Source organism: Streptomyces sp. NPDC005402, from assembly GCF_040606575.1.
GTDB lineage: Bacteria > Actinomycetota > Actinomycetes > Streptomycetales > Streptomycetaceae > Streptomyces.
This window is the reverse complement of record NZ_JBEXFB010000014.1, coordinates 20,234-42,480: the sequence shown is the minus strand read 5'-3', so window position 1 is coordinate 42,480 and position 22,247 is coordinate 20,234. Positions and strand designations below refer to the sequence as shown.

The window sequence follows — 22,247 nt, the reverse complement described above, 5'->3', positions numbered from 1 at the left end:
CGTGACGGGCTGACGAGCGTCTGTCGTGTGCCGTCCTCTGGAGAGCGCCTGGCGAGACGAGCCTATTCGCCTCGTGCGGGGCCGTCGAACTCTCCGGCTTTCCCGCTCCTTAGCCACTCGGCCATTTGGCGTCGGTGTCCGATCCTATGACGCGCCCATCAGAAGTGGAATTGCGAGAGCCACGTCGTGATGCTGACGTTGCCCGTGTTGCCCTTGACCTGACCGTTGACGCAGGTCTGACCATGGGCCGGGTTACCGCTGCTGCCGATGTTCACGGAGTTGCCGCAGACGTTCGTAGCGGCTTCCGCAGTCCCGCCGGTCGCGGCGAGTCCGCCGAACGCCAGTAGACCGCTCACGCCTGCGACCGCGGCCATGCGCTTGAGCTTCATGTTGCCCTCCTGCGGGGTTAGTTGACTACCCGCCCACTGGTTGAGCGTGGCGGCGAGCTCACAGCTTTGCGCTACCGGCGCCGCTTCTTCCCGCGCTGCCTCCGCACGTCCCTGTCACCATCGGAGCCCAAGATTGGCTAACGAGTTTGGCTGCTATCAGCAACGCGACAGGCATTGCATACGCCACGATTAGCGCGGTTATTTCGTTTGCAACGCATTTCTCCTCTTTGATTCGCCCTCCCATCTCAGGAGAGACGAACCGCTCGCTTCGCGCCACGAAGCGAACTCACCGCCACTTGGTTGGCGATACCGCCCTTGAGGATGCGGGGCGGGAGGGTGGTTCGACCCCTACTTCGACGATACGACCCGATGAATCAGGATAAAAGGGGTCTACTCGACGATCGGCTGAGGGTTGTCACTCCGTCCGGCCGCCACGGGCTGGTCACCCCTCGTCCAGCGCGGGCAATCAGGCGGTCGGACTGCTGCTGGCCGCCCTTGAGGATCTTCGCGTAGAACCGGTACAGCACGGCAATGCTGTGGCCGGCGCGTGCGGCGACCTCCTCGGGATCCACCCCCGATTTGATGCAGTTCGACTCCTTGAGCGCGATGATCTCCCCAGACCGCATAGCCGCGTAGTAGAGGCATCCGAAGAACGCATGCAGGTGCTGGCCGCGGGCGCCGGAGTCGCGGACGGCACCGAGCAGGGCCCGCGCCACGTCGGGGCCGGCACGTATCGGAAGTCGATCTCGTCATCAGTTTCGGGGGGAGTCCAGTCCACACGGGGCAGGGGAGTCGCCGCGAGCAGCCCCTGCTCCTCGACCGTGTAGCGGAGCACGTTGCTCAGCACCATGTGCTTGCGCCGGGCGGTGTTTACTCGAACAGCGCCCATGTCAGGTCGAATTGCCGGCGCACCAGTTCGCGTCGTGCATCGGTCACCGGGTGACCCTGGCACGACCGCCCTTCCGCGGGAAACGTGTCTTCGCGGTCTACAGCTCGTAGTCCCGCGCCAGTTGCTCCCAGGCGATCTCCCGCAGCCCCTCCTGCGCGTCGCATTCCGACGGCACGCGCGCGTGGGGCTGGAACCAGATGATCGTGAGGTGGCTGCCGTAGAGGATGGGATCGCGGGACGGGGTCAGGGCCGTGGAGCGGAAGACGCCGACGCAGGCCACCGCCGGCAGCATCTCGACGGGGCCGAAGGCGCCCGGGTAGTGCTCCGGGTACTCGTGCGGGGGCGGTAGCAGGTGCACGGGGGCGGTCGGGTAGTCGTGTCGGGCCGATCGCAGCAGGTCTTTGATCCTCAGCTCGTTGACCGGTCTGCACGGGTAGCCGTCCAGCATCCCGCCGTACGTCGACGTAAGGCGCAGCTCCCCGAGGTCGACCCTGCGGCCGGAGGTCAGGACGAGCCGGGACAGGGTCATGATCGGCACTCTGTGGCGCTCCCGTGGTTCTGGTGGTGCTGGTGGTTCCGTTGGGCTGTTTTCTATGGCCGGCGGCCCGTCATCCGCGCCGCCGACGCGATCGTCGCCCGGGCCTCGCGCTCCGTGAGGCCCGTGTTGAGGGCCGCGTCCACCAGGGGCGCGACCAGTGCCGGGCCGATGCCGTTCTCGTAGGCGCGGCAGGCTGCCCAGAAGAGGCGGGTGTTGCGCTGCCCGTCGTGGGCGGCAAGGACGAACTGGACCAGGCCCTGGCCCTGGTCGCCGGCCGAGGGGTGGGTCGCGGGGTGGGTGGGGCGTGGTGGCGGCAGGAGCAGGCGGAGCAGGGCCGGCGGGCAGACCGCGGGGGCGAGGTGGGCGGTGCCCGGGGCCGTCGAGTAGGTGCCGTGGTCGGTGCGGGAGCCGGGGCCGACGAGGTAGCCGCCGGCGCCGCGGATGTCGATGCCGGGGGCCAGTCGACCGGCCGAGTTGGGGACGGCGGCGTCGGGTGGGCCGGTCAGCCAGAGGTGGCGGCCGCCGCTCGGGGTCAGGACGACGACCGTGTCGGGGATCGTGAACAGGTGCCGCAGGGCCAGTTCGCGCAGGGCCGCCGAGGAGTCCGTGCCCGACTTGGTGTCCAGGTCGACGCCGATCAGATGGTGGGGCGGCAGGCCGCACGCGATGCCGTAACCCGTGGCCCAGGGGGCGGCCGCGAAGAGCTCGCGGATGCGGGCGGGGTCGGTCGAGGCGTCGTAGACCCCGTGGCCGAACGTGCCGCACTCGCCGTGGCAGCGGGTGGCCAGGGAGTCGTCGTCGCGGTGGGGGGAGCGCAGGGCGGGGAGCTTGGTGCGGGACAGGGGGATGACGGCCAGTCCGCGTTCGGCGGCTGACAGGGCGTGTGCGAGGGCCAGCGTCGTGGCCTGCCGGTCTGTGGTGGCCATGACTCCATGTTCGTACGCATGTTCGAAAAAGGGAAGGGGTGGCGGGTGTGGCGCGCCGAGGTCGTGGGATTGGCCGGAAAGGTGCGGGAACGCTTCGCCTGTTGTCGCGCTTGATGAGCAAGAGTCCGTATCGCCCCGACTTGATAGCTGAAGTCACGAAAGGGGTTTATCGACTTGCCCTCACGCTTCAGGGGGAATAACCGCTTCCGCTCTGGCTCGCCGGGGATTCGGTGGGCAACTCTGGTTGCGCGACGTCGTGCACAGCACCGGGGTGGTCGGCCAACTGCCCTGGAAGAAGCCTCACTTGACGTACTACGGCTACCGGCAACAGGCCGGGTTCTGGAGGAAACACCATGGCAAGCATCCGTACCGCCCGCGTCATCGCCGCCGTCTCCGCCCTCCCGCTCGCCGCCGCACTCTTCACCGGCATCGCGGCGGCGGACAACGGCGGCTTCGCGGATGACGGATCGAACGCGGGTGTCGCGAGCGTCGTGGGCAGCGGTGTCGGACACGACAACAACGGCAACTCGTCCACCACACAGCAGAACGCCGTCGGCTCCGGGGCGTCGAACCAGAGCAACGCGGCACAGGTCAACGGCTCCGCGTTCACGGCCGTCAACCAGGGCAACAACAACACGTCCGTCCACTTCACCCCACTGTGGTGGTGATCCGCGAGGGCTGACCGGCCCTGGCTGGGGGGCGGGGGGCTTCATGGGGTGGGACACGTCCGCGCGGCGGTGCTTCGGCGCCGCCGCGCAGGCGTGTTCGCGTGCGCGGGACGCCGCTTTCGTGGGCGTGGCGTCGGCCTTGACACCGCAGTGGATCTGACGGACAGTCAGGAAATCTTGTGGACAAGGAGGTTGCCGTGATGGGCGACGATCCGGACGACCTACCGGCCCGATCTCCGGCCTACGATCCGGACGGCTCTGCGGCCAGGCCGAAGCCCTACGGTGCGGACGACGCGGCGGGTCGGCCGGAACCCCGCGATCCGGACACCCCGGCGGCACGACCGCAGGGCCTTGACGTCCCGGACGCTCCGGCGGCGCGACCCCAGGGCCCGGAGGCGGTCCACCCGGCGTCCGGGCCGGAGATCCGCGGCGCGGGCGACCTGAGGACCGGGTCGGAGGTTTCCGATGCGGACGGCCCGAGGCCCGGGTCGGAGATCCGCCGTCCGGATGCCTCGGCCGCCCGGTCGCAGGCCCCCGACGCGAACGACCTGACACCCCGGCCGGAGGCCCGCTACCCGGGCGCCCCGCCAGCCCAGTCGCCACCCCACCACCCGGACACCCCGGCGGCGCGACCCCAGGGCCCGGAGGCGGTCGACTCGGCGTCCGGGCCGGAGATCCGCGGCGCGGGCGACCTGAGGACCGGGTCAGAGATCCGCGACTCGGGCGATCTGAGGCCCGGGTCCGAGATCCGCCGTCCGGGTGCGTCGGCCGCCCGGTCGCAGGTCCCCGGCGCGGACGATGTGACGCCCCGGCCGGAGGCCCGCCGCCCCGCCACCCCGGCAGCCCCGTCGCCACCCCGCCCCTCGGGCGCCTCGGCCGCCCGCTCGCAGGTCCCCGGCGCGGACGACCTGACGCCCCGGCCGAAGGCCCGCCATCCCGACGACCCAGCCACCCCGTCGCCACCCCGCCCCCCAGGCGCTCCGGCCGCCCCGTCGCAGGCCCCCGGCGTAGATGACCAAACACCCCGGCCGGAGGCCCGCCACCCCGCGGACGACCTGCTGACCCGCCTCAAGGGCTACGAAGGGCACCCCGCCGCCGTCTCCGCCACCGGCAAGGACCCGGTCAACCTCCCCATGATCCGCCACTGGTGCGAGGCCCTGGGTGACGCCCACCCCGCCTACACCGGCCCCGACGCCGTCGCCCCGCCCACCATGCTCCAGGCCTGGACGATGGGCGGTCTCACCGGGCACACCGGCCGTGCCCAGGCGTACGACGAACTCCTCGCCCTCCTCGACGCGTCGGGCTGCACCTCAGTCGTCGCCACCGACTGCGAGCAGGAGTATCTGCGGCCGCTGCGCCCCGGTGACGAGGTCACCTTCGACACGGTCATCGAGTCGGTCTCCGCCCGCAAGACCACCCGGCTCGGCACCGGCCACTTCGTCACGACCCGTACCGATGTCCGGGTGGGCGGGACGCTGGTCGGTACCCACCGATTCCGCATCCTCAAGTACGCGCCCGTACAAGCGAAGAAGGCCCCACCCCGACCCCGCCCCGTCGTCAACCGTGACAACGCCGGCTTCTGGGAGGGCGTCGAAGAGCACAGGCTCCTCATCCAGCGCTGTACGGCCTGCGCGACCCTCCGCTTCCCCTGGCTGCCGGGCTGCGCCCACTGCGGCGGCCCGGACTGGGACACCGTGGAGGCGAGCGGAGAGGGGACCGTGTACTCGTACGTCGTCATGCACCACCCGCCCTTCCCGGCCTTCGACCCTCCCTACGCCGTCGTGCTCGTCGAACTCGCCGAGGGCGTGCGGATGATCAGCAACGTGGTCGGGACGCCGTACGACAAGGTGCGGATCGGGATGCCGGTGCGGCTCGTCTTCCGGTCGTACGACGGTGATCTCACCCTTCCCGTCTTCCGTGCCGTCGCCGAGGAGGCCGCCGTATGAGAGCGGGCGACGAGCTGCCGCCCCTGGAGATCCCGGTCACCCGGACGCTGATCGTCGCGGGCGCGATCGCCTCCCGGGACTACCAGGACGTGCACCACGACCCGGAGTCGGCCCGGCAGAAGGGCTCCCCGGACATCTTCATGAACATCCTGACGACGAACGGCCTGGTGGGGCGCTACATCACCGACCACTTCGGACCGCGGACCGTACTGAAGAAGGTGGCCATCAGGCTGGGCGCGCCCAACTACCCCGGCGACACCATGGTGTTGAACGGGACCGTAGAGACCGTCGAAGGCGCCACCGCGACCGTCCGGATCGTCGGATCCAACGGCATCGGCAACCACGTGACGGGGACGGTCACCTTCTCCCTCGGGGACGCCGAATGAGCACACGCGCGCGTGACCGGCTCGGCGGACAGGCCGCGATCGTCGGCATCGGGGCCACGGAGTTCTCCAAGGACTCCGGCCGCAGCGAGCTGCGCCTGGCCGCAGAGGCGGTCCGCGCGGCGCTCGACGACGCCGGGCTCACGGCGGCCGACGTGGACGGCATGGTCACCTTCACCATGGACACCAGCCCGGAGATCACCGTCGCCCAGGCCTGCGGGATCGGTGAGCTGTCCTTCTTCTCCCGCGTCCACTACGGCGGCGGCGCGGCCTGCGCGACCGTCCAGCAGGCGGCGCTCGCCATCGCGGCGGGCGTGGCCGAGGTCGTGGTCTGCTACCGCGCCTTCAACGAGCGCTCGGGGCGCAGATTCGGCTCGGGAGTGCAGCACCGCGAACCCTCCGCCGAAGGAGCCGCCCTCGGTTGGTCCCTCCCCTTCGGCCTGCTCACCCCGGCCTCCTGGGTGGCGATGGCGGCCCAGCGCTATCTGCACACCCATGGCCTCACCCCGGAGGCCTTCGGCCATGTGGCGGTGACCGACCGCGCGTACGCGGCCACCAACCCGGCCGCCTGGTTCCACGGCCGCCCCATCACCCTCGCCGACCACGCGGCCTCCCGCTGGATCGTCGAACCGCTCCGACTCCTGGACTGCTGCCAGGAGACCGACGGCGGCCAGGCGATCGTCGTCACCTCCCTCGCACGCGCGCGTGACCTCCCCCACCGGCCCGCCGTCATCGCGGCCGCCGCCCAGGGCGCGGGCCGTGCCCAGGAACAGATGACCAGCTTCTACCGCGACGACCTCACCGGCCTCCCCGAGATGAACGTCGTCGCCCGCCAGTTGTGGCGGACCTCGGGTCTGACCCCCCAGGACGTCGACGTGGCGATCCTGTACGACCACTTCACCCCGTTCGTCCTGATGCAGCTGGAGGAGTTCGGCTTCTGCGGCAAGGGAGAGGCGGCGGACTTCGTCCGTGAGGCCCGGCTCCCCCTCAACACCCACGGCGGCCAGCTGGGCGAGGCCTACCTCCACGGTATGAACGGCGTCGCGGAAGCCGTACGCCAGTTGCGGGGGACGGCCGTGAACCAGATACCGCGGGCGGGGCGCGTGCTGGTGACGGCGGGGACGGGAGTTCCCACCTCTGGGCTGGTGCTCACCGCGGACGGGTGACCCCGCAGGGGTAAACCCGCAGTAGACGTGCCCCCCTCGTCCACCTTCAGGAGGTGCAGTCAGCACCACCTCTACAACCTGAGGGGGAGTCCTCTTCGGGACCTGTGGCCGATGAGCGGGGGGTGGTCGCGAATCTAGCGTGGACCCATGACCACACCCGTCTGCACCAGTGCTTCGAAGGCCGCCGTCCCGGCGACGCAGACCCTCGCGTACCCCTCGTTCGCCTCGTACGTGAAGGCCCGCCAGCCGGTGCTGCTGCGTACCGCCCGGTCGCTGACCGCGAACCCGAGCGACGCGGAGGACCTGCTGCAGACCGCCCTGACCAAGACCTACGTCGCCTGGGAGCGCATCGAGGACCACCGGGCCCTCGACGGCTATGTGCGCCGCGCCCTGCTGAACACACGTACCTCGCAGTGGCGCAAGCGCAAGGTCGACGAGTTCGCGACCGACGAGATCCCCGAGCCCGACCCCGTGCCCGGCGACGACGACCCCGCCGAGCAGCAGGCGCTGCACGACGCGATGTGGCGGGCGATCATGAAGCTGCCGGCGCGGCAGCGGGCGATGGTCGTCCTCAGGTACTACGAGGACCTCAGCGAGGTGCAGACGGCCGAGGTGCTCGAGGTCTCCGTCGGGACCGTGAAGTCGGCGGTGTCCCGGGCGCTGGGCAAGCTCCGCGAGGATCCCGAGCTGGTGCTCGCGCGGTAGGGAAGCGTTACTCCGAGCTGGTGCTCGTCCACTGGGGAGCCCGTTCGTGGCAGTCGGTCGTCCTCGGGGGAACTGTTCGTGGCGTCGGTCGTCCACGGGGGAACCGTTCGTGACGGTCGGCCGTTGTGAGGGCATCGTGACGTGATCGATCGCCCGGCTCTAGTGACATACCGCGCGGTATGTGCGCAGAATCGGCGCAGCCCTTACTACCGCGTAGGCAATGTCGCCCCGGGAGGACGCCGTGCTGAGCACGATGCAGGACGTACCGCTGCTGATCTCCAGGATCCTGACCCACGGGTCGTCGATCCACGGCACCTCACAGGTGACCACCTGGACCGGCGAGCCGGAGCCGCACCGCCGCTCCTTCGCCGAGGTCGGCGCCCGCGCCGCCCAACTGGCGCACGCCCTGCGCGAGGACCTCCAGGTCACCGGGGACGAGCGCGTGGCGACCCTGATGTGGAACAACGCCGAGCATGTCGAGGCCTACTTCGCCATCCCCTCCATGGGCGCGGTCCTGCACACCCTCAACCTCCGCCTCCCCGCCGACCAGCTGGCCTTCATCGTGGGCCACGCGGCCGACCGCGTCATCATCGCCAACGGCTCGCTGCTCCCCCTGCTCGCCCCACTGCTCCCGCACCTCAAGACGGTCGAGCACGTGGTGGTCTCAGGCCCCGGCGACCGCACGGCCCTCGAAGGCTCCCACGCGCGCGTGCACGAGTACGAGGACCTGATCGCCGGCAAGCCCACCACCTACGACTGGCCCGAGCTGGACGAGCGCCGGGCCGCCTCCATGTGCTACACCTCCGGCACCACGGGCGACCCCAAGGGCGTGGTCTACAGCCACCGTTCGATCTATCTGCACTCCATGCAGGTCAACATGGCCCAGTCGATGGGCCTGACCGACCAGGACACCTCGTTGGTGGTCGTCCCGCAGTTCCACGTCAACGCCTGGGGCCTGCCGCACGCCACCTTCATGACCGGCGTCAACATGCTGATGCCGGACCGCTTCCTGCAACCCGCGCCCCTCGCCGAGATGATCGAGCAGGAGAGGCCGACCCACGCGGCGGCCGTTCCCACCATCTGGCAGGGCCTGCTCGGCGAGCTCACCGCCAAGCCCCGTGACGTCTCCTCCCTCACCCAGGTCACCATCGGCGGCTCGGCCTGTCCGCCTTCCCTGATGGAGGCCTTCGACAAGCTGGGCATGCGGGTCTGCCACGCCTGGGGCATGACGGAGACCTCCCCGCTCGGCACCGTCGCCCGCCCGCCGGCCCATGTGGTGGGCACGCCCGAGGAGTTCGCGTACCGCCTCACCCAGGGCCGCTTCCCGAGCGGCGTCGAGGCCCGCCTCACCGGCCCCGGCGGCGAGCGCCTCCCCTGGGACGGCGAGTCCGCGGGCGAGCTGGAGGTCCGCGGCCCCTGGATCGCCGGCGCCTACTACAACGGGCCCGACGCCGAACCCCTGCGCCCCGCCGACAAGTTCAGCGAGGACGGCTGGCTGAAGACGGGTGACGTCGGCACGATCTCCGCCGACGGCTTCCTCACCCTCACCGACCGGGCCAAGGACGTCATCAAGTCCGGCGGCGAGTGGATCTCCTCGGTCGAGCTGGAGAATGCCCTGATGTCCCACCCGGACGTCACCGAGGCGGCCGTCGTCGCCGTCCCCGACGACAAGTGGGGCGAGCGTCCCCTTGCCACCGTCGTCCTCAAGGAGGGCTCCACCGCCGACTTCGAGTCCCTGCGCGCCTTCCTCGCGAGCGACGTCTGCAGGATCGCCAAGTGGCAGCTCCCGGAGCGCTGGTCGATCATCGAGACGGTCCCGAAGACGAGCGTCGGCAAGTTCGACAAGAAGGTACTTCGCAGGAAGTACGCGGAGGGCGAGCTGGACGTCACCCAGCTCTGAGACGGGTGAGGGGTACGGCGATCAGGGCGCCCGGGCCGGGACCGAAGCCCTGATCGCCGTACCGGAGCCGTCACCGCGGTACCGGAGCCGTCACCGCGGTACCGGAGTCGTCACCGCCGTACCGCAGGCGTCGCCGTCACCGCCGTACCGCAGGCGTCGCCGTCACCGCCGTACCGCAGTAGCAATCCACCCCAGCCCCAGCCAGACCCCCGCCACCGCGCACACCCCGCCCCAGCCCCACCAGCCGAAGGCCGACGCGGCGAGCGCGGAGGCCGTCGCGCCGCCGGCGAAACCGGCCACGACGTACGCCGTGTTGGCGGTGGCCGGGGTCGAGGTCGTCGTCAGGGCGAGGGTCTGGTTGGCGACGTGGGAGGCGACCAAAGCCGCGTGGACGGCGATCGCCGCGACGAACAGCGCCCACAGCACATGCCCGCCGAGCCAGAACAGCGGCACGGACACGGCGGCGAGCAGATACGCCGACCGTACGACCTTGGCGGCACCGAAGCGGTCCACGAACCCGCCGGCCAGCGGCGCCACGACGCTCGCGGCCAGCCCGAAGAGGCCGAAGAGCCCGGCGGTCGCGGTCGACAGGCCGTAGGACGAGCCGGTGAGCAGGAGGGCCAGCGAGGTCCACAGCGCGCTCCAGGCGCCGTACATCCCCGCCTGCCGCACGCACGCGCGCCACAGGTCGGGCGAGTGGCGCACGACGGACGGCAGGGCGGTGAGGCCCGAGAAGAGCGGGCCGGAGCGGCGAGCCCGCTCCGCCGGCAGGGCGTACGCCGTCGCGAGCCCGAGGACGGCCGTCAGAACGGCCGCGCCCACGAACACCACCCGCCAGCCGAAGGCCTGTCCGACCAGCCCGCCGAGCACCCGGGCCGCGACGATCCCGGTGAACAGGCCCGCGATGACGGCCGCGACATGGCGGGCCCGGCGGTCGGCGGGGGCGCGCTGGGCGACCAGCGGAACCAGCAGCTGGGGGACGACGGTGGCCGCGGAGGCGACCAGGACGGCGGCCGCGAGGGCGGTGGTGCCGTTGGCGAGTGCGGCGGCGGTCAGGGCCGCGGTGGTCACGAGGGAGAGGGCGGCGACCAGGCGGCGCCGGTTCACGCTGTCGCCGAGCGGGGCGAAGACGAGCAGTCCGAAGGCGTAGCCGAACTGCGCGACCGAGGCGACCCAGGCCACGGCGGAGGGCGTCGAGCCGTAGTCGCGGGCGATGAGGGGGAGCAGCGGGGCCGCGAGGTAGACGTTGGCGGCCGTGACGGCGGTGCAGACGGCGATGAGGACGAGCAGGAGCGGGTTCGCGCGCCGGGCGGGGGCCTGCGTGGACCGTCCGGTGGTGACGGTTGCTGTCGGCATGACCGGGGATCCTTCGAGTCAGGTCTAACAACTAACTGGTTGGTTGGTCGATCGGCTCAACAGTCTGGAAGACTCTCCCATTCCCTGTCAACCAAATAGTTGGTTACTTGTTCGGCGGCCTCTACCCTGGCCCCATGGCAGCAGCAAGGGACCCCGAGGCCACGAAAGTCCGGATCTTCGAGGCGGCGGTCGCCGAGTTCGCCCGCCACGGCATCGCGGGCGCACGCATCGACCGCATCGCGACCGAGGCCAAGGCCAACAAGCAGCTGATCTACGCCTACTTCGGCAACAAGGCGGAGCTGTTCACGCAGGTCCTGGGCAAGGCCATGCTCGATCTCGCGGTCGCCGTCCCGGTGGACCCGGACGACATCGAGAGCTGGATCGACCGCCTCATGGACTACCACGAGGCCCATCCCGAGGTGCTGCGCCTGCTCTTCTGGGAGGGCCTGGAGTACGGCTCCGGCACCGAGCTGCCCGACGAGGCCCAGCGCCAGGAGCACTACCGTCGCAAGGTCGCGACCCTCCGGGACGGCCAGGCCCGCGGTGTGGTCACCGACGCGATCCCCCCGCGCGACCTGCTGTTCCTGCTGATCGCCGTGGCCAACTGGGCCGCGGTGGTCCCGCAGATGAAGCGGATCCTGGTGGGCGGGGAGCCCACGGACCGGGAACGGCTACGGGCGTCGGTGCGGGAGGCGGCCAGAAGGCTGGTAGCGCCCCGATAGGGGCGCGGGCTGTACCCCCCGGTCGCTGCGGATCAGTTGCTGCGGATTGGTGCCGATCAGTTGGTGCCGATCCGCGTCGGCAGATGGTGCCGATCAGTTGGTGCCGATCCGCGCCAGCAGATCCACGATCCGTGACTGAACCTCGGGGCTGGTCGACCGCTCGGCGAGGAACAGGACCGTCTCCCCGGAAGCCAGCCGAGGCAGATCCGCCTGATCCACAGCGGCCGTGTACACGACCAACGGCGTTCGGTTCAGCTGCCCGTTCGCCCGCAACCAGTCCACGATTCCGGCCCTGCGCCGATGCACCTGCAGGAGGTCCATCACGACCAGGTTCGGCCTGAGCTGTCCGGCCAACGTCACCGCGTCCGCGTCACTGGCCGCGCGAGCGACCTGCATCCCGCGCCGCTCCAGCGTCGCGGTCAGCGCCAGCGCGATCTCCGCGTGCTCCTCGATCAGCAGCACGCGCGGCGGGTGCTGCTCGCTGTCCCGCGGCGCCAGCGCCTTCAGCAGTACGGCGGGATCGGCGCCGTACGCCGCCTCCCGCGAGGCCTGCCCGAGCCCGGCGGTCACCATGATCGGCACCTCGGACGCCACCGCCGCCTGACGCAGCGACTGGAGCGCGGTCCGCGTGATGGGGCCGGTCAGCGGGTCCACGAACAGCGCGGCGGGGAAGGCCGCGATCTGCGCGTCGACCTCCTCGCGCGACTGCACGATGACCGGCCGGTACCCACGGTCGCTCAGCGCCTGCTGGGTCGTCACGTCCGGCGCGGGCCACACCAGCAGCCGTCGCGGGTTGTCCAGCGGCTCCGGGGGCAGTTCGTCGTCCATCGGCTGCGGCCGCGGGGTGTCCGGGATCTCGACGGCCCCACCGGGACCGTCCAGCGGCTCGGGCCCCTCGGCGGCGTTCTCGTCCGGGGCCCCTATGGCGTACGACCGCCCGGCCGCCTCGGTGGCGTGCGCGAGCCGCGACTGCCCGGCCAACGACGGCTGCGGCTGCGGTGCCTGCGCCGGTACGGCCTGCTCGGCCGCCGGATGCGAACGCGCCCCCTGCTCCGGTGCCGCGGCGGCGGGATCGGGCCGGGTACCGAGCTTGCGCCGCCGCCCCGAGCCGCCCGGCTGGTGCGGCGGAGGCGTGGCGACCCCCGGCTGTTGCACCTGGGCCGCCTGCCGGGTGAACGGCACCCCCTGACCGAGGGTCCGCACGCTGATCGCCCGGCCCTGGGTGGAGTTCGGGTCGACGGGCGCGGCCGGAGCCGCCGCGGCTTCGGCGGGCAGCGGCTGCGCGCCCCGGACCTGCGCCTGTACCGCCTCCGCCGACAGCGGCGTACCGGGCGGCGGAGTGGTCTGACCGGCTCCGGCGGCCTGCGCGGACTGGGGCGCGGACTGGGATGCGGGCTGGTTCTGGGGTACGGCGGTGGCGGCGCCGTTCGCCGGTACGGGGGTGCCGGCGCCGGGGGTGTCCTGGGAGGTGGGCCACGGCTGGGGGGCGGGCGCGCCCTGTGCGGGTGCCTGCGCCGGTGCCTGGGGCTGCGGCTGAGGGGCCTCGGCGGGAAGGGGCTGGGCCGGGGCCACGTGGGCGAGGCCGGGCTGGGCCGGGGCCGCCTGGAGAGGCGAGGCGGGGGCGGGTGCGGTCTGCGGGATCAGGCCGGCCTGTCCGGTCGCGTTCTGCACGGCGACGCCCGGGAACTGGGCCGGCGGCACCATGCCGGGGACCTGCTGGGCAGGGGCCGTAGGAACTCCCGCGGGCACGGGCCGGCCGGGGGCGGCTGCCTGGACACCTTGTCCGGCCTGCGCGGGAACCCCCTGCGCGGGCGTACCGGCCGACGCCTCCGCGGGCTGGGCGACGGCCCGTCGACGGCGGCCCGTCGGCGCGGTGGTGGGGTGAGGCTGCGGCGGGGTGTGGTCGTCGGCCTGGTCGTGTGGCACGGCGTCGTGTCGGCCGTCGCCACCGTGGGCGTCGGCGGGGAGGGGCTGGAGGAGGCCATTGGCGGGGACGGGAACGGGTGTGCTGGGGATGGGGGCGGGAGCGGCCGGCGGAATCGGGGCCTGCAGCTGACCCGGAACTGGGATCAGACCGGGCACCTGCGGCTGCCCGGGGAGCGGCCCTTGAGGCTGGCCTGCGACCTGGCCCGGGTGGTGCCCCGGGGTCTGCCCCGGCAACTGTCCTTGACCGGGAATCTGGCCCTGACCGGGCACCGGGACCTGCCCTGGGAGCTGCCCCGGGCCCGCGACCTGGCCCGGGACGTGTCCCTGAGCCTGGCCCGGAATCTGCCCCGGCGCCACGGCCTGTCCCTGTCCCTGTCCGTGTCCGTGTCCGTGAGCCTGCACTTGTTGCTGGGCCTGCGCCTGTCCCTGGGCCGGCACCTGTGCCGGACCCGCCGCGTCCGTGCCGTCGGCCGGTCGGTCCGCGTCGGCGGGCGGGAGGGCGAAGACCGAGCGGGGGGCCGCCTCCTGCGCGGCCGCGCGCTCCGACGCGGCCGCGAGGGCGCGCCGTCGCCGTCCGTCCTGCTGCGGTGTGCCGTCGCCGGTAGAGCCCTGCCCGGCGAGCTGGAGCTCGCCCTGCGGCCGGCCCGATTCGGCCGAGCCGCCCGCGGGCAACGCCGCCGCCGGCAGCGCGTGCTGTTCGCCACCGTCGCGCCGGGCCTGGCGCCCGGCCGGCACGGGCACGCCCTGCGGCGGCACGGTCCCGCCGAGACCGGTGCCCACGGCCGCGGACCCGGCGCCGTGCTCGCCGGCCATCACCACGGCGCCCTCGGACACACCTGCTTCGCCGCCCTCGGCGCCCTCGGTACCTTCGGCGGGCCGTCCACGGCGCCGCCCGGTACCGCCGGAACCGTCCCCGTCATCGCCGGATGCCTGCGCGGGTACGGGCACGGGCTGCTCCTGCTCGCCCGCCGCCCGCCGCCTGCGCCGCCCGGTGGGCGCCACGGACTCGTCGGTCCCGGCCGGAACGTCGGCGTCCAGGAAGGAGTCGGTGGAGGAACGCCGGGCCCGTCGCCGCCCGCCGCCCTCGGCATGGGCGGCCTCGACGGAGGCGCCCTCCACGGAGGCGCTCTCCATGGGGGAGGCCACCACGGGGGCGGCCTCCAGCGCGGCCGGACCGGGAGCCGCGACGGCCCCCGCCCCACCGCCGATGGGCACTTCGAGGACGTACGCGCTGCCGCTCATGCCGGGGACTTCGTGCGTCTGGAGCACACCGCCGTGGGCGCGCACGATCCCGCGCACGATCGGCTCGTGCACCGGGTCTCCCCCGGCGTACGGCCCGCGCACCTCGATCCGTACGCCCTCGCCGCGCTGCGCGGCCGCCACCACGACCGTGTTGTCCATGTAACCGCCCGCGGACACGGGAGAGTTCCCGGTCGCGTCGACCCCGGCCACATCCGCGATGAGATGCGCGAGCGCGGTCGCGAGGCGCTGGGCGTCGACCTCGGCCTCGATGGGCGGCGCGTGCACGGCGAACTGGACGCGGCCCGGCCCGATGAGCTCGACCGCGCCGTCCACACCGGCGGCCACGACCGCGTCGAGCATGACGTTCGTGCGGACGATGTCGTCGGTGCCCGTGTCGAGGCGCTGGTAGTTGAGGACGTTGTCGATGAGGTTGGTGATGCGGGAGTAGCCGGCCGAGAGGTGGTGCAGGACCTGGTTGGCCTCGGGCCACAGCTGTCCGGCGTCGTCGGCGGCGAGTGCGGACAGTTCGCGGCGCAGTTCGTCGAGGGGCCCGCGCAGCGAGCGCCCGAGCAGGGTGAGCAGCTGGTCGTGCCGGCCGGCCAGGGCCTCGTACCGGTCCTTCTCGCGCTCCCCGAGTGCGGCGTACCGCTCCTCGCCGGCGGCGAGTTCCTCGTCGTGCCGCTCCTGGAGCTCCTCCAGCTCGGCGATGTGCTTCTGGCGCAGCGCCGTCAGCTCGGAGGCGTGCTCCTCCTCCAGCCGCTCCAGCTCCTCCGCGTGGGCCTGGTCGGCGGCGGACTTCTCGTCGGCGAGGGTGTCGTAGGGCCGCCGGTCGGTGAAGGTGAGCACGGCGCCGACGAGCTGGTCGCCGTCGCGTACGGGCGCTGTCGTCAGGTCGACCGGGACCTTCTCGCCCTTCTTCGACCACAGCACCTGTCCGCGCACCCGGTGCTTGCGCCCGGAGCGCAGGGTGTCGGCGAGCGGGGACTCCTCGTACACGAAGGGGGTGCCGTCGGCGCGGGAGTGCAGGATGAGGTCGTGCAGCTCGCGTCCGCCGAGGTCGCTGGCCCGGTAACCCAGTATCTGGGCGGCGGCCGGATTGACGAGCACGATCCGTCCGTCGGTGTCGGTGCCCACGACACCCTCGGACGCGGCCCGCAGGATCATCTCGGTCTGCCGCTGCGAACGGGCCAGTTCGGCCTCGGTGTCGACGGTCCCCGTCAGATCCCGTACGACGAGCATGAGCAGCTCGTCGCCGCTGTAGCCGTAACCGTCGTAGGCCTGCTGGCCGTTCTCCAGGTTGGCGCTGGTGACCTCGACGGGGAACTCGGTCCCGTCGGTCCTGCGCGCCACCATCCGGGTCGGCTTGGTCCGCCCGCGCGGGTCCATGTGGTCGGGCCGCCGCATGGAGCCGGGAATGAGCCGCGAGTCGAACTCGGGCAGCAGATCGAGCAGCCCCCGTCCGACGAGGGCGGTGCCCGGCGCCTCGAACGCCTCCAGCGCGATGGTGTTGGCGTTGACGACGGTCCCATTGGCGTTGACCAGCACCAACGCGTCGGGAAGCGCGTCGAGTATGGCTGCGAGGCGAGCAGCGCCTCGGGATGGCCTGCTGCTCACGAGACGCTTCCTCCCTGTTACCGCACCTTGCCGACCGTTCGGGCCATCTTGCCAAGGGGCCCGCGACGTGTCACGCGAGGGAGTCTAAGCGCAGCGGTTGTGCGGGGGTGCCGGATGAGAGGGAGGTCGCACGACGAAGTGAAGTAGAACGTGTGACCGCCTCCGGGGGGCTAGGCGCCCGTGCCGGGGAGGAGCGGCACGAACCGGTCCCAGCGGGCGGTCTCGCACCCGTTGCTCCGGTCGAACCGGGCGTCCACCGGGCGCCCGGCCCAGGTCCCCGTGACATGGGCGGTGGCGGGACCGCCGTAGAGCATCGTGCAGACGCTGCCCTCGGGGACGGGGGCGAAGGTGTCGCGCCCCCACTGGGTGTTCCCGTCCAGGCCGGCGCACGCCCCCACGGGGTCGGGATGGGTACCGCGCGCGGGGTGACAGTCGACCTCGAAGGTCCCGTCGGCACCGCTGCCCGCGTCCCGGACGGTGACGATGAGGTGGTCGCCGTTCTCGGCGTACGCCGCCGCGGGGGTGGGGGCGAGGGCGGCGAGGAAGAGCGGGAGCGGACCCAGCCGTGCGAGCCGGCCGAGCCGGATGACGTATGACATGCCCTGACTAACGGCGGACGGCGCCGTACGTTGCGCGGAAGCACTTTGCCCTGCGCCCCGCCCGCCTAGTACCGTGGGAGTCGATTGGTGGCACGACCTCCGGCTGTGTCATCATCTGCACGCACCACTCGCGCTCGCGCGGGCGGCTGTGCTGGAGGCGTCGCCTAGTCCGGTCTATGGCGCCGCACTGCTAATGCGGTTTGGGACTTAAATCCCATCGAGGGTTCAAATCCCTCCGCCTCCGCGCAAGATCACCGAAGCCCCGGTCCGAGTGACCGGGGCTTCGTCGTTCCCCAACTCGCTCATATGTACGTTTCCGCAGGTCACAAGGGGTATGGCCAACGGATTTCACATGCGAGCGGCAGTCATGTAATGTTCTTCCTGTCGCCGCGAGCGGCCCGGAAGGGCAAGGAACGGCGAGAAAACAGAACAAGCACTCGTAGCTTAACGGATAGAGCATCTGACTACGGATCAGAAGGTTGCAGGTTCGAATCCTGCCGAGTGCACACAGGTCAAAGCCCCCTCGGGATCATCCCGGAGGGGGCTTTTTCGTGCTGCGGGCATCAGTTCTTGTGCTCCCCCGGCTGAGGGCGTCGCACCGGGTCACGTGGTGCTCATGGCCAGGCCGTGGAAGGCCTGGGTGGTGCGGGGGTGGGCGAGTTCGTCGAGCAGGTGGCGCCAATCGGGGTCCGTCGGGGTGGGGTGGGCCAGGTCCCAGGCGGTGAGGAGCGGGGCCAGTTCGCTCTCGGGGGAGGACTTGACCGGCGGGGCGGACAGCGGCTGGCTCATGGGAGGTCCTTCCGGAGGAGGCGGTGAACTCGGGGGCGGGGGCCGGTGGTCCGAGATCCGATGCCTCTACGATGCCGTCGATCCCGGGGCCGCGACATGGAGCCGTCCGCCCGATCCGAGGTGGGGGCAGCTGTACCCCCGGAGGGCTGTCAGCCTCCGTCGCGGCGTTGTCGTACCCCTCTGCGATCGTGACCGGCATGGGTGAACTGGTCGATCGGGTGGACGTGGAGGACCGGGTCGTCGGGGTGGTGGACCGGGCGGAGGCCATCGAGAAGGGGTGGCTGCACCGGATCGCGACCACGGTCTGCCGTGATCCGGACGGGCGGATTCTCGTGCATCGGCGGCCGGAGAACGTCTCCCGCTTCCCCGGGCAGTACAACTGGCTGGTGGGCGGGGCCGCGGAGGTCGGGGAGTGGTACGAGGATGCGGCGGCCCGTGAACTCGGCGAGGAGCTGGGGGTGTTCGAGGCGCCGCGCTTTGTCTTCAAGTTCCTGTGCCGCGGCGAGATCAGCCCCTATTGGCTCGGGGTGCACGAGGTCGTCGTGTCCACTGCGCTCGTGCCCGATCCGGCGGAGATCGCTTGGTACGGGTGGTTCGGGGAGGGCGAGTTGCTGGAGGCGGTCGGGCGGAGGGCGTTCGTGTCCGACGCGGTGGAGGCCCTACGGCGTTATAGGGCGGCCTGAACGGCGGGAGCTGCGGCTGCGCGTCGCGGCGTCCAGGTGGTGCGCGTAGTGCCGTCGCGCGCTCTGGTCCCCCAGCCGGCGGCGACGGCCACGGCTCACCCGCGCACCCGCCACCATGCGCTGACCCTGCCGGGCCTCGGCGGTCGTCGTGGCTCCCCGAACGTATCCCCGGTCCGGTTCCATCATGGTTTCCGAAGGGTCCGTCCGTACGCCGGTGCAGGCCCCTCGGTCCATGTGCACGACGCCCCTTCCAGGGTGCTGACAGGGTGAACTCGCGTTCGGGGCGCCGATCCGTGCCGGCGTGCGGCCCCGGGCGGTCAGCAGGCCGTGCCCACCGCGGTCCGCGGCAGCGTCGGACGGGGCAGGGTAATGGTTCGGGCCGGGCGCCGGTCCTTGTGGCTGCCGGCGAAGACGAACAGGCGCAGGACCAGGAAGCGTCCGATGCCGGCCAGGGCGGAGGCGCTGAGGTAGACGACCTGTTCCGTGAGCATGCTCGGCGAGGACTGGACGGTGTGCAGGAGGAACACGGCGGCGCAGGTGACGGCGTAGGCGGCGGCCGCCGAGCCGGAGGACTGGAGGTGCCGGCGCCAGCCGGGGCGGCGGCCGGTGCCGAAGGTGAACAGGGCGTGGAGTTCGGTGCACAGCAGCGTGGAGGCCACGGTGATCACCGCGTTCGCCATCGCCCACGGCATCGTCATCGCCACCAGCGGTACGGCGAAGCTGGAGAGGACCCCGATCCCACCGCCGCATACGACGAAACGCACGAAGGAGGCGAAGGGGCCGGGGGCCGCCGGGGCGGGCAGGGAGGACAGGGAGGGCGTGGACGGGGACTTCGTCAGGTCGGCCGTCTGCGGCTCCATGGGGTTTCCTCCGGTTCGGCGCTCGCGCTCGTCGCGCTCGATCTGCTTGATCCGGGTGGATCAGCCGAGATCAACGATGCCGTCGCGAGCCCGCCGAAACGATGGAGCACCCTCCCGAACCGGAGGTAGGGCTGGCTCCACCCCCGGGGTGGGGGCGGCCCCGCTGCCCGCCCGCTATTCGCCCTTCGCGTCCTTCGCCCGCAGCTCCTCGATATAGGCGAGCGCGAGGTTCGTGGAACGGCTGAACCAGTCGTGGAGTACGGCGATCTCGTCGGCGGAGTAGCCCGCGAAGACGGTGTCGAGGCGGTCGTAGTACGGCTGGTAGAGGGCGACGACCTTGGCCACGGCGTCGGGGAGCGCGGCGACCCGGACGCGGCGGCGGTCGGTGGGGTCGGGGACGCGGGTGACGTAACCGCCGCGTTCGAGGCGGTTGAGGATGCCGGTGACCGCGCCGGTCGTCACATGGGCGTGCTCGGCGAGGTCGCCCGCGGTGAGGAGGTCCTCGCCGGCCTTGAGGACGCAGGCGAAGCACAGCAGGTCGGTGACGTTCAGGCCCAGCCGCTGGGCCATCTCCTGCTGGCCGAGGTGGGCAGTGGCGATGAAGAAGTCCATCGCCTCCAGTGCCTGGGCCGGAGTGGCGGAGGGGCGGGGCTCGGTGTGCATCGGATTCCTATTCCCTTAGTGTGTGAGAGGTTTCTACGCTAAATTTCTTAGGAGGTGAGAGAACGGGTTGAGGAGGATCTGTGAGTGCACATCAGTATGACGAGGGGCACACGATCGCGGGGTGGACCGGAGTCGCCGTCGCCGCCGTGGGGACGTCCGTGCTGGGGCTGGGCGTGTGCGCGGTGTCCGGCGCGCTGATCGCCGTGGGTCTCGCGATCACCGTGGCGAGCGCCCTCGTGACCTGGACCCTGCATCTGGCCGGCTGGGGCAAGCCGCCGGGACGCCGGCCGCGCGAGCAGTGGGGGATGCGGGTGCGGGACACGGGCGCACGGCAGGGGCACCCGGGGTGTGTCGGGTGCCGGATGGCGGGACGGGGAGGCCCGCGGACCAGGGTGGTCGAGGCGAGGGCCGCGGAGACGGCGGAACCGGTGCCCATGGAGTCGGTGGAGTCGGTAAAGCCGGTGGAGCCGGTGGAGCCGGTGGGCTGACCGGCCTCAGCGCTTTGACCGGCCGTTCGTGTGCGTCCCCGATCGTCTTCGTACATCTCCCGGTGGTCCTCGTGCGGTCCTCGTACGGCCGCGGGCGGTCTTCGTGCGTCCCCGGGGCGGTCTTCGTGCGTCCCCGGCCGTCTCCCTACGGCCCCGGTCGGCCTCGTAGCTGTCGTAGGCCCCCGGCTGGTTCTCGTACGGCCCCCGCCCCGTTGTCAGTGGCGCCCCCTACCCTCGTGAGGGATGGCACAGGCATGGAAGTGCTCGGGGTTGTCGTGGTCGGTGGACGGGCCCGTGCTGCGGTGGGACGGCGGGCGGCGCAGTGCGCTGACCTGGGGAAAGCGGGTGGCCTTCGGGGTCGCGGAGGGGGGTGTGCGGACCTGTGTGGGAGCGCGCGGGCACGCGTGTCCGGCGCGGGCCGCGGTGTCGGGGCGGAGCACGGGGGCGCGGTGCGAGGAGTGCGCGCGGCTGGATCGGGCGCACTCCGTGGCCGCCGACACCCTCGCGGATGACCCCCGCCCGTATCGGGTGTATCTGGCGTGGTTCGGGCCCGGCATGGTCAAGGTCGGCATCACGGCGCACGAGCGGGGTTCCGCGCGCCTGTTGGAGCAGGGTGCCGTCTGCTTCAGCTGGCTCGGCACGGGTCCGCTCATGGCCGCGCGGCGCACCGAGGAACTGCTGCGGGCGGCGCTCTCGGTGCCGGACCGCATTTCGTACGGCGTCAAGCGGGCCGTACGGTCCGCCCTGCCGGTGTCGGCCGGCGAGCGGGCCGCGGAGCTCGCCGGACTGCACGCGCGGGCGGTGGCGCTGGGTGGCTGGCCGGACTCCCTGGAGCGCGCGCCGTACGAACCGGTCGACCATGTCGAGGTCTTCGGGCTCGCCGGCCTGCCCGCCGCCGTGGGTGAGGTGAGCGAGCTCGTCGCGGGCGGGTCGGTGGGTGGGCGCCTTCTCGCGGCCGCAGGGCCCGACCTGCACCTGGAGACGGAGCGCGGGGGAGTCGTCGTACTGGACACCCGGCTGATGGCGGGGTGGGGGCTGGTCCCGGCCGAGGGGGCACACATCACCGTGCCGATGAGAGAGTTCAAGGAGGTGTCGGGGGTCCAGGACGGGTTGTTCTGACGTGGACGTGGACGTGGACCTGGACGTGGATGAGGGGGATGGCCGGGATGGATGTCACCGTGCAGTGGATACGCACGTCGTGGACGAAGCGGTCCCGTGGCGGCGAGGCGGCGACCAGGAGGAACGCGGCTCCGGTCGGTTTCGTGCTGCCGTCGTCCGCGGTGGGGCGGGACGGAGAGCCGTTCGTCCACGCGGTCCGGATGGACGAGCAGGACGACTTCGCACCGCACGATCACCAGGGCGACCACCTCAGAGGCGTCGACGTCCAACTCCGTGAGGCGGACGGGCGCTTGCGGGTCCTGCCCAGGGTGGGTCCGATGTTCGGCGTGCCGCCCCGGCCGCGTCGGCGCCCCGGCGTGCGGCTGGAGCCCGGGCAGTGGGTGCGGTGGCAGCTCAACTACCGCTTCAGCAGTGCCGCCGGGGTGCGGGACTGGTCGTACTGGCTGGACACCTTCAACATCGCCTACGGCCCGGTCGACGCCGAAATGTTCCTCGGGGCGCCGACGGTTCACGTGGACGAGCAGGGGCCGGTCCGGTAGCGCGGGGGCAGGGAGGCAGGCACCTCTCCGATCCCCCCGTCCGTCCTGTCGAACAAGGGATTCCCCAGGGGTTCCCTGAGAGCCGCCTGTGCGTTTCTCAGGGAAATCACAGATAGCCGAAAGGGTGTTCTCAGGGG

21 protein-coding genes and 2 tRNA genes are annotated in these 22,247 nt (G+C 71.9%); 13 read left to right on the top strand and 10 right to left on the bottom strand.

Translation table 11 applies throughout. The features are described 5' to 3' along the window. Nucleotides 1-158: 158 nt before the first annotated feature. The 4 genes from ABZT02_RS26150 to ABZT02_RS26135 form a co-directional block, all read right to left on the bottom strand. Nucleotides 159-389, bottom strand: coding sequence for a chaplin family protein (locus ABZT02_RS26150; RefSeq protein WP_356021325.1), 231 nt, complete (start codon nucleotides 387-389; stop codon nucleotides 159-161). Between the two features lie 374 nt (nucleotides 390-763). Then, a complete protein-coding gene (locus ABZT02_RS26145; RefSeq protein WP_356021323.1) occupies nucleotides 764-1,105 on the bottom strand; it encodes a hypothetical protein in 342 nt (113 codons plus the stop codon). Nucleotides 1,106-1,375: 270 nt separating this feature from the next. Next, a complete protein-coding gene (locus tag ABZT02_RS26140; RefSeq protein ID WP_356021320.1) occupies nucleotides 1,376-1,807 on the bottom strand; it encodes a hypothetical protein in 432 nt (143 codons plus the stop codon). 62 nt (nucleotides 1,808-1,869) lie between these two features. Beyond that, entirely contained in the window at nucleotides 1,870-2,742 is an 873-nt protein-coding gene (locus ABZT02_RS26135) for a bifunctional DNA primase/polymerase (RefSeq protein ID WP_356021318.1), read from the bottom strand. A gap of 353 nt (nucleotides 2,743-3,095) precedes the next feature. Here ABZT02_RS26135 and ABZT02_RS26130 point away from each other — a divergent pair, with 353 nt between their 5' ends. From ABZT02_RS26130 to ABZT02_RS26105, 6 genes are all read left to right on the top strand, one after another. Then, nucleotides 3,096-3,410: a hypothetical protein gene (locus tag ABZT02_RS26130; RefSeq protein ID WP_356021316.1), complete on the top strand. Its 315-nt coding sequence runs from the start codon at nucleotides 3,096-3,098 to the stop codon at nucleotides 3,408-3,410. A 1,055-nt stretch (nucleotides 3,411-4,465) separates the two neighbouring features. Next, nucleotides 4,466-5,356 (top strand): bifunctional MaoC family dehydratase N-terminal/OB-fold nucleic acid binding domain-containing protein, encoded by an 891-nt coding sequence (locus ABZT02_RS26125; protein WP_356021662.1) that lies wholly within the window; start codon nucleotides 4,466-4,468, stop codon nucleotides 5,354-5,356. Next, nucleotides 5,353-5,742: a MaoC family dehydratase gene (locus tag ABZT02_RS26120; RefSeq protein WP_356021314.1), complete on the top strand. Its 390-nt coding sequence runs from the start codon at nucleotides 5,353-5,355 to the stop codon at nucleotides 5,740-5,742. The genes ABZT02_RS26125 and ABZT02_RS26120 overlap by 4 nt, the downstream gene beginning before the upstream one ends. Then, complete coding sequence (locus tag ABZT02_RS26115) at nucleotides 5,739-6,905, top strand: lipid-transfer protein (protein ID WP_356021312.1); 1,167 nt, start codon at nucleotides 5,739-5,741, stop codon at nucleotides 6,903-6,905. The genes ABZT02_RS26120 and ABZT02_RS26115 overlap by 4 nt, the downstream gene beginning before the upstream one ends. Before the next feature lie 147 nt (nucleotides 6,906-7,052). Continuing rightward, entirely contained in the window at nucleotides 7,053-7,610 is a 558-nt protein-coding gene (locus ABZT02_RS26110) for a SigE family RNA polymerase sigma factor (RefSeq protein WP_356021310.1), read from the top strand. A gap of 220 nt (nucleotides 7,611-7,830) precedes the next feature. Beyond that, nucleotides 7,831-9,510, top strand: a complete 1,680-nt coding sequence (locus tag ABZT02_RS26105) for a long-chain fatty acid--CoA ligase (protein ID WP_356021308.1) — start codon at nucleotides 7,831-7,833, stop codon at nucleotides 9,508-9,510. A gap of 162 nt (nucleotides 9,511-9,672) precedes the next feature. On the opposite strand, the gene ABZT02_RS26100 is transcribed toward ABZT02_RS26105, so the two are convergent. Continuing rightward, a complete protein-coding gene (locus tag ABZT02_RS26100) occupies nucleotides 9,673-10,866 on the bottom strand; it encodes an MFS transporter (RefSeq protein WP_356021306.1) in 1,194 nt (397 codons plus the stop codon). Between the two features lie 134 nt (nucleotides 10,867-11,000). Here ABZT02_RS26100 and ABZT02_RS26095 point away from each other — a divergent pair, with 134 nt between their 5' ends. Beyond that, nucleotides 11,001-11,588: a TetR family transcriptional regulator gene (locus ABZT02_RS26095; protein WP_356021304.1), complete on the top strand. Its 588-nt coding sequence runs from the start codon at nucleotides 11,001-11,003 to the stop codon at nucleotides 11,586-11,588. Between the two features lie 93 nt (nucleotides 11,589-11,681). Here ABZT02_RS26095 and ABZT02_RS26090 read toward each other — a convergent pair whose 3' ends face one another. Then, complete coding sequence (locus tag ABZT02_RS26090; protein ID WP_356021301.1) at nucleotides 11,682-16,370, bottom strand: PAS domain-containing protein; 4,689 nt, start codon at nucleotides 16,368-16,370, stop codon at nucleotides 11,682-11,684. 170 nt (nucleotides 16,371-16,540) lie between these two features. Beyond that, nucleotides 16,541-16,969, bottom strand: coding sequence for an SSI family serine proteinase inhibitor (locus tag ABZT02_RS26085; protein ID WP_356021299.1), 429 nt, complete (start codon nucleotides 16,967-16,969; stop codon nucleotides 16,541-16,543). A 153-nt stretch (nucleotides 16,970-17,122) separates the two neighbouring features. On the opposite strand from ABZT02_RS26085, the gene ABZT02_RS26080 reads away from it, so the two are divergent. Together ABZT02_RS26080 and ABZT02_RS26075 are read left to right on the top strand one after the other, a co-directional pair. Continuing rightward, nucleotides 17,123-17,213 (top strand) — tRNA-Ser (locus tag ABZT02_RS26080). Between the two features lie 189 nt (nucleotides 17,214-17,402). Next, a tRNA-Arg gene (locus tag ABZT02_RS26075) sits at nucleotides 17,403-17,475 on the top strand. Nucleotides 17,476-17,572: 97 nt separating this feature from the next. Here ABZT02_RS26075 and ABZT02_RS26070 read toward each other — a convergent pair. Further along, entirely contained in the window at nucleotides 17,573-17,758 is a 186-nt protein-coding gene (locus ABZT02_RS26070) for a hypothetical protein (RefSeq protein WP_356021297.1), read from the bottom strand. Nucleotides 17,759-17,955: 197 nt separating this feature from the next. Between ABZT02_RS26070 and ABZT02_RS26065 the strand changes: the two genes are divergently transcribed. Then, nucleotides 17,956-18,441 carry an NUDIX domain-containing protein gene (locus ABZT02_RS26065; RefSeq protein WP_356021293.1) on the top strand — a complete coding sequence of 162 codons (486 nt, stop codon included), beginning with the start codon at nucleotides 17,956-17,958 and terminating at the stop codon, nucleotides 18,439-18,441. A 317-nt stretch (nucleotides 18,442-18,758) separates the two neighbouring features. On the opposite strand, the gene ABZT02_RS26060 is transcribed toward ABZT02_RS26065, so the two are convergent. After that, a complete protein-coding gene (locus ABZT02_RS26060) occupies nucleotides 18,759-19,301 on the bottom strand; it encodes a GtrA family protein (protein ID WP_356021291.1) in 543 nt (180 codons plus the stop codon). Between the two features lie 174 nt (nucleotides 19,302-19,475). After that, complete coding sequence (locus ABZT02_RS26055; RefSeq protein WP_356021289.1) at nucleotides 19,476-19,964, bottom strand: MarR family transcriptional regulator; 489 nt, start codon at nucleotides 19,962-19,964, stop codon at nucleotides 19,476-19,478. Nucleotides 19,965-20,044: 80 nt separating this feature from the next. Between ABZT02_RS26055 and ABZT02_RS26050 the strand changes: the two genes are divergently transcribed. From ABZT02_RS26050 to ABZT02_RS26040, 3 genes are all read left to right on the top strand, one after another. After that, nucleotides 20,045-20,452, top strand: a complete 408-nt coding sequence (locus ABZT02_RS26050; protein ID WP_356021287.1) for an HGxxPAAW family protein — start codon at nucleotides 20,045-20,047, stop codon at nucleotides 20,450-20,452. Between the two features lie 243 nt (nucleotides 20,453-20,695). Beyond that, nucleotides 20,696-21,571 carry a DUF2797 domain-containing protein gene (locus ABZT02_RS26045; protein ID WP_356021285.1) on the top strand — a complete coding sequence of 292 codons (876 nt, stop codon included), beginning with the start codon at nucleotides 20,696-20,698 and terminating at the stop codon, nucleotides 21,569-21,571. A gap of 47 nt (nucleotides 21,572-21,618) precedes the next feature. Beyond that, on the top strand, nucleotides 21,619-22,110 hold the full coding sequence (locus ABZT02_RS26040; protein ID WP_356021660.1) for a hypothetical protein: 492 nt from the start codon (nucleotides 21,619-21,621) through the stop codon (nucleotides 22,108-22,110). Nucleotides 22,111-22,247 lie beyond the last annotated feature (137 nt).

What these genes read in the sequence shown, in the direction of transcription:
- ABZT02_RS26150 (WP_356021325.1), bottom strand. Translation starts at nt 389, where the DNA reads ATGAAGCTCAAGCGCATGGCCGCGGTCGCAGGCGTGAGCGGTCTACTG.
- ABZT02_RS26140 (WP_356021320.1), bottom strand. Translation starts at nt 1,807, where the DNA reads ATGACCCTGTCCCGGCTCGTCCTGACCTCCGGCCGCAGGGTCGACCTC.
- ABZT02_RS26135 (WP_356021318.1), bottom strand. Translation starts at nt 2,742, where the DNA reads ATGGCCACCACAGACCGGCAGGCCACGACGCTGGCCCTCGCACACGCC.
- ABZT02_RS26130 (WP_356021316.1), top strand. Translation starts at nt 3,096, where the DNA reads ATGGCAAGCATCCGTACCGCCCGCGTCATCGCCGCCGTCTCCGCCCTC.
- ABZT02_RS26120 (WP_356021314.1), top strand. Translation starts at nt 5,353, where the DNA reads ATGAGAGCGGGCGACGAGCTGCCGCCCCTGGAGATCCCGGTCACCCGG.
- ABZT02_RS26115 (WP_356021312.1), top strand. Translation starts at nt 5,739, where the DNA reads ATGAGCACACGCGCGCGTGACCGGCTCGGCGGACAGGCCGCGATCGTC.
- ABZT02_RS26110 (WP_356021310.1), top strand. Translation starts at nt 7,053, where the DNA reads ATGACCACACCCGTCTGCACCAGTGCTTCGAAGGCCGCCGTCCCGGCG.
- ABZT02_RS26105 (WP_356021308.1), top strand. Translation starts at nt 7,831, where the DNA reads ATGTCGCCCCGGGAGGACGCCGTGCTGAGCACGATGCAGGACGTACCG.
- ABZT02_RS26100 (WP_356021306.1), bottom strand. Translation starts at nt 10,866, where the DNA reads ATGCCGACAGCAACCGTCACCACCGGACGGTCCACGCAGGCCCCCGCC.
- ABZT02_RS26095 (WP_356021304.1), top strand. Translation starts at nt 11,001, where the DNA reads ATGGCAGCAGCAAGGGACCCCGAGGCCACGAAAGTCCGGATCTTCGAG.
- ABZT02_RS26085 (WP_356021299.1), bottom strand. Translation starts at nt 16,969, where the DNA reads ATGTCATACGTCATCCGGCTCGGCCGGCTCGCACGGCTGGGTCCGCTC.
- ABZT02_RS26070 (WP_356021297.1), bottom strand. Translation starts at nt 17,758, where the DNA reads ATGAGCCAGCCGCTGTCCGCCCCGCCGGTCAAGTCCTCCCCCGAGAGC.
- ABZT02_RS26065 (WP_356021293.1), top strand. Translation starts at nt 17,956, where the DNA reads ATGGGTGAACTGGTCGATCGGGTGGACGTGGAGGACCGGGTCGTCGGG.
- ABZT02_RS26060 (WP_356021291.1), bottom strand. Translation starts at nt 19,301, where the DNA reads ATGGAGCCGCAGACGGCCGACCTGACGAAGTCCCCGTCCACGCCCTCC.
- ABZT02_RS26055 (WP_356021289.1), bottom strand. Translation starts at nt 19,964, where the DNA reads ATGCACACCGAGCCCCGCCCCTCCGCCACTCCGGCCCAGGCACTGGAG.
- ABZT02_RS26045 (WP_356021285.1), top strand. Translation starts at nt 20,696, where the DNA reads ATGGCACAGGCATGGAAGTGCTCGGGGTTGTCGTGGTCGGTGGACGGG.
- ABZT02_RS26040 (WP_356021660.1), top strand. Translation starts at nt 21,619, where the DNA reads ATGGATGTCACCGTGCAGTGGATACGCACGTCGTGGACGAAGCGGTCC.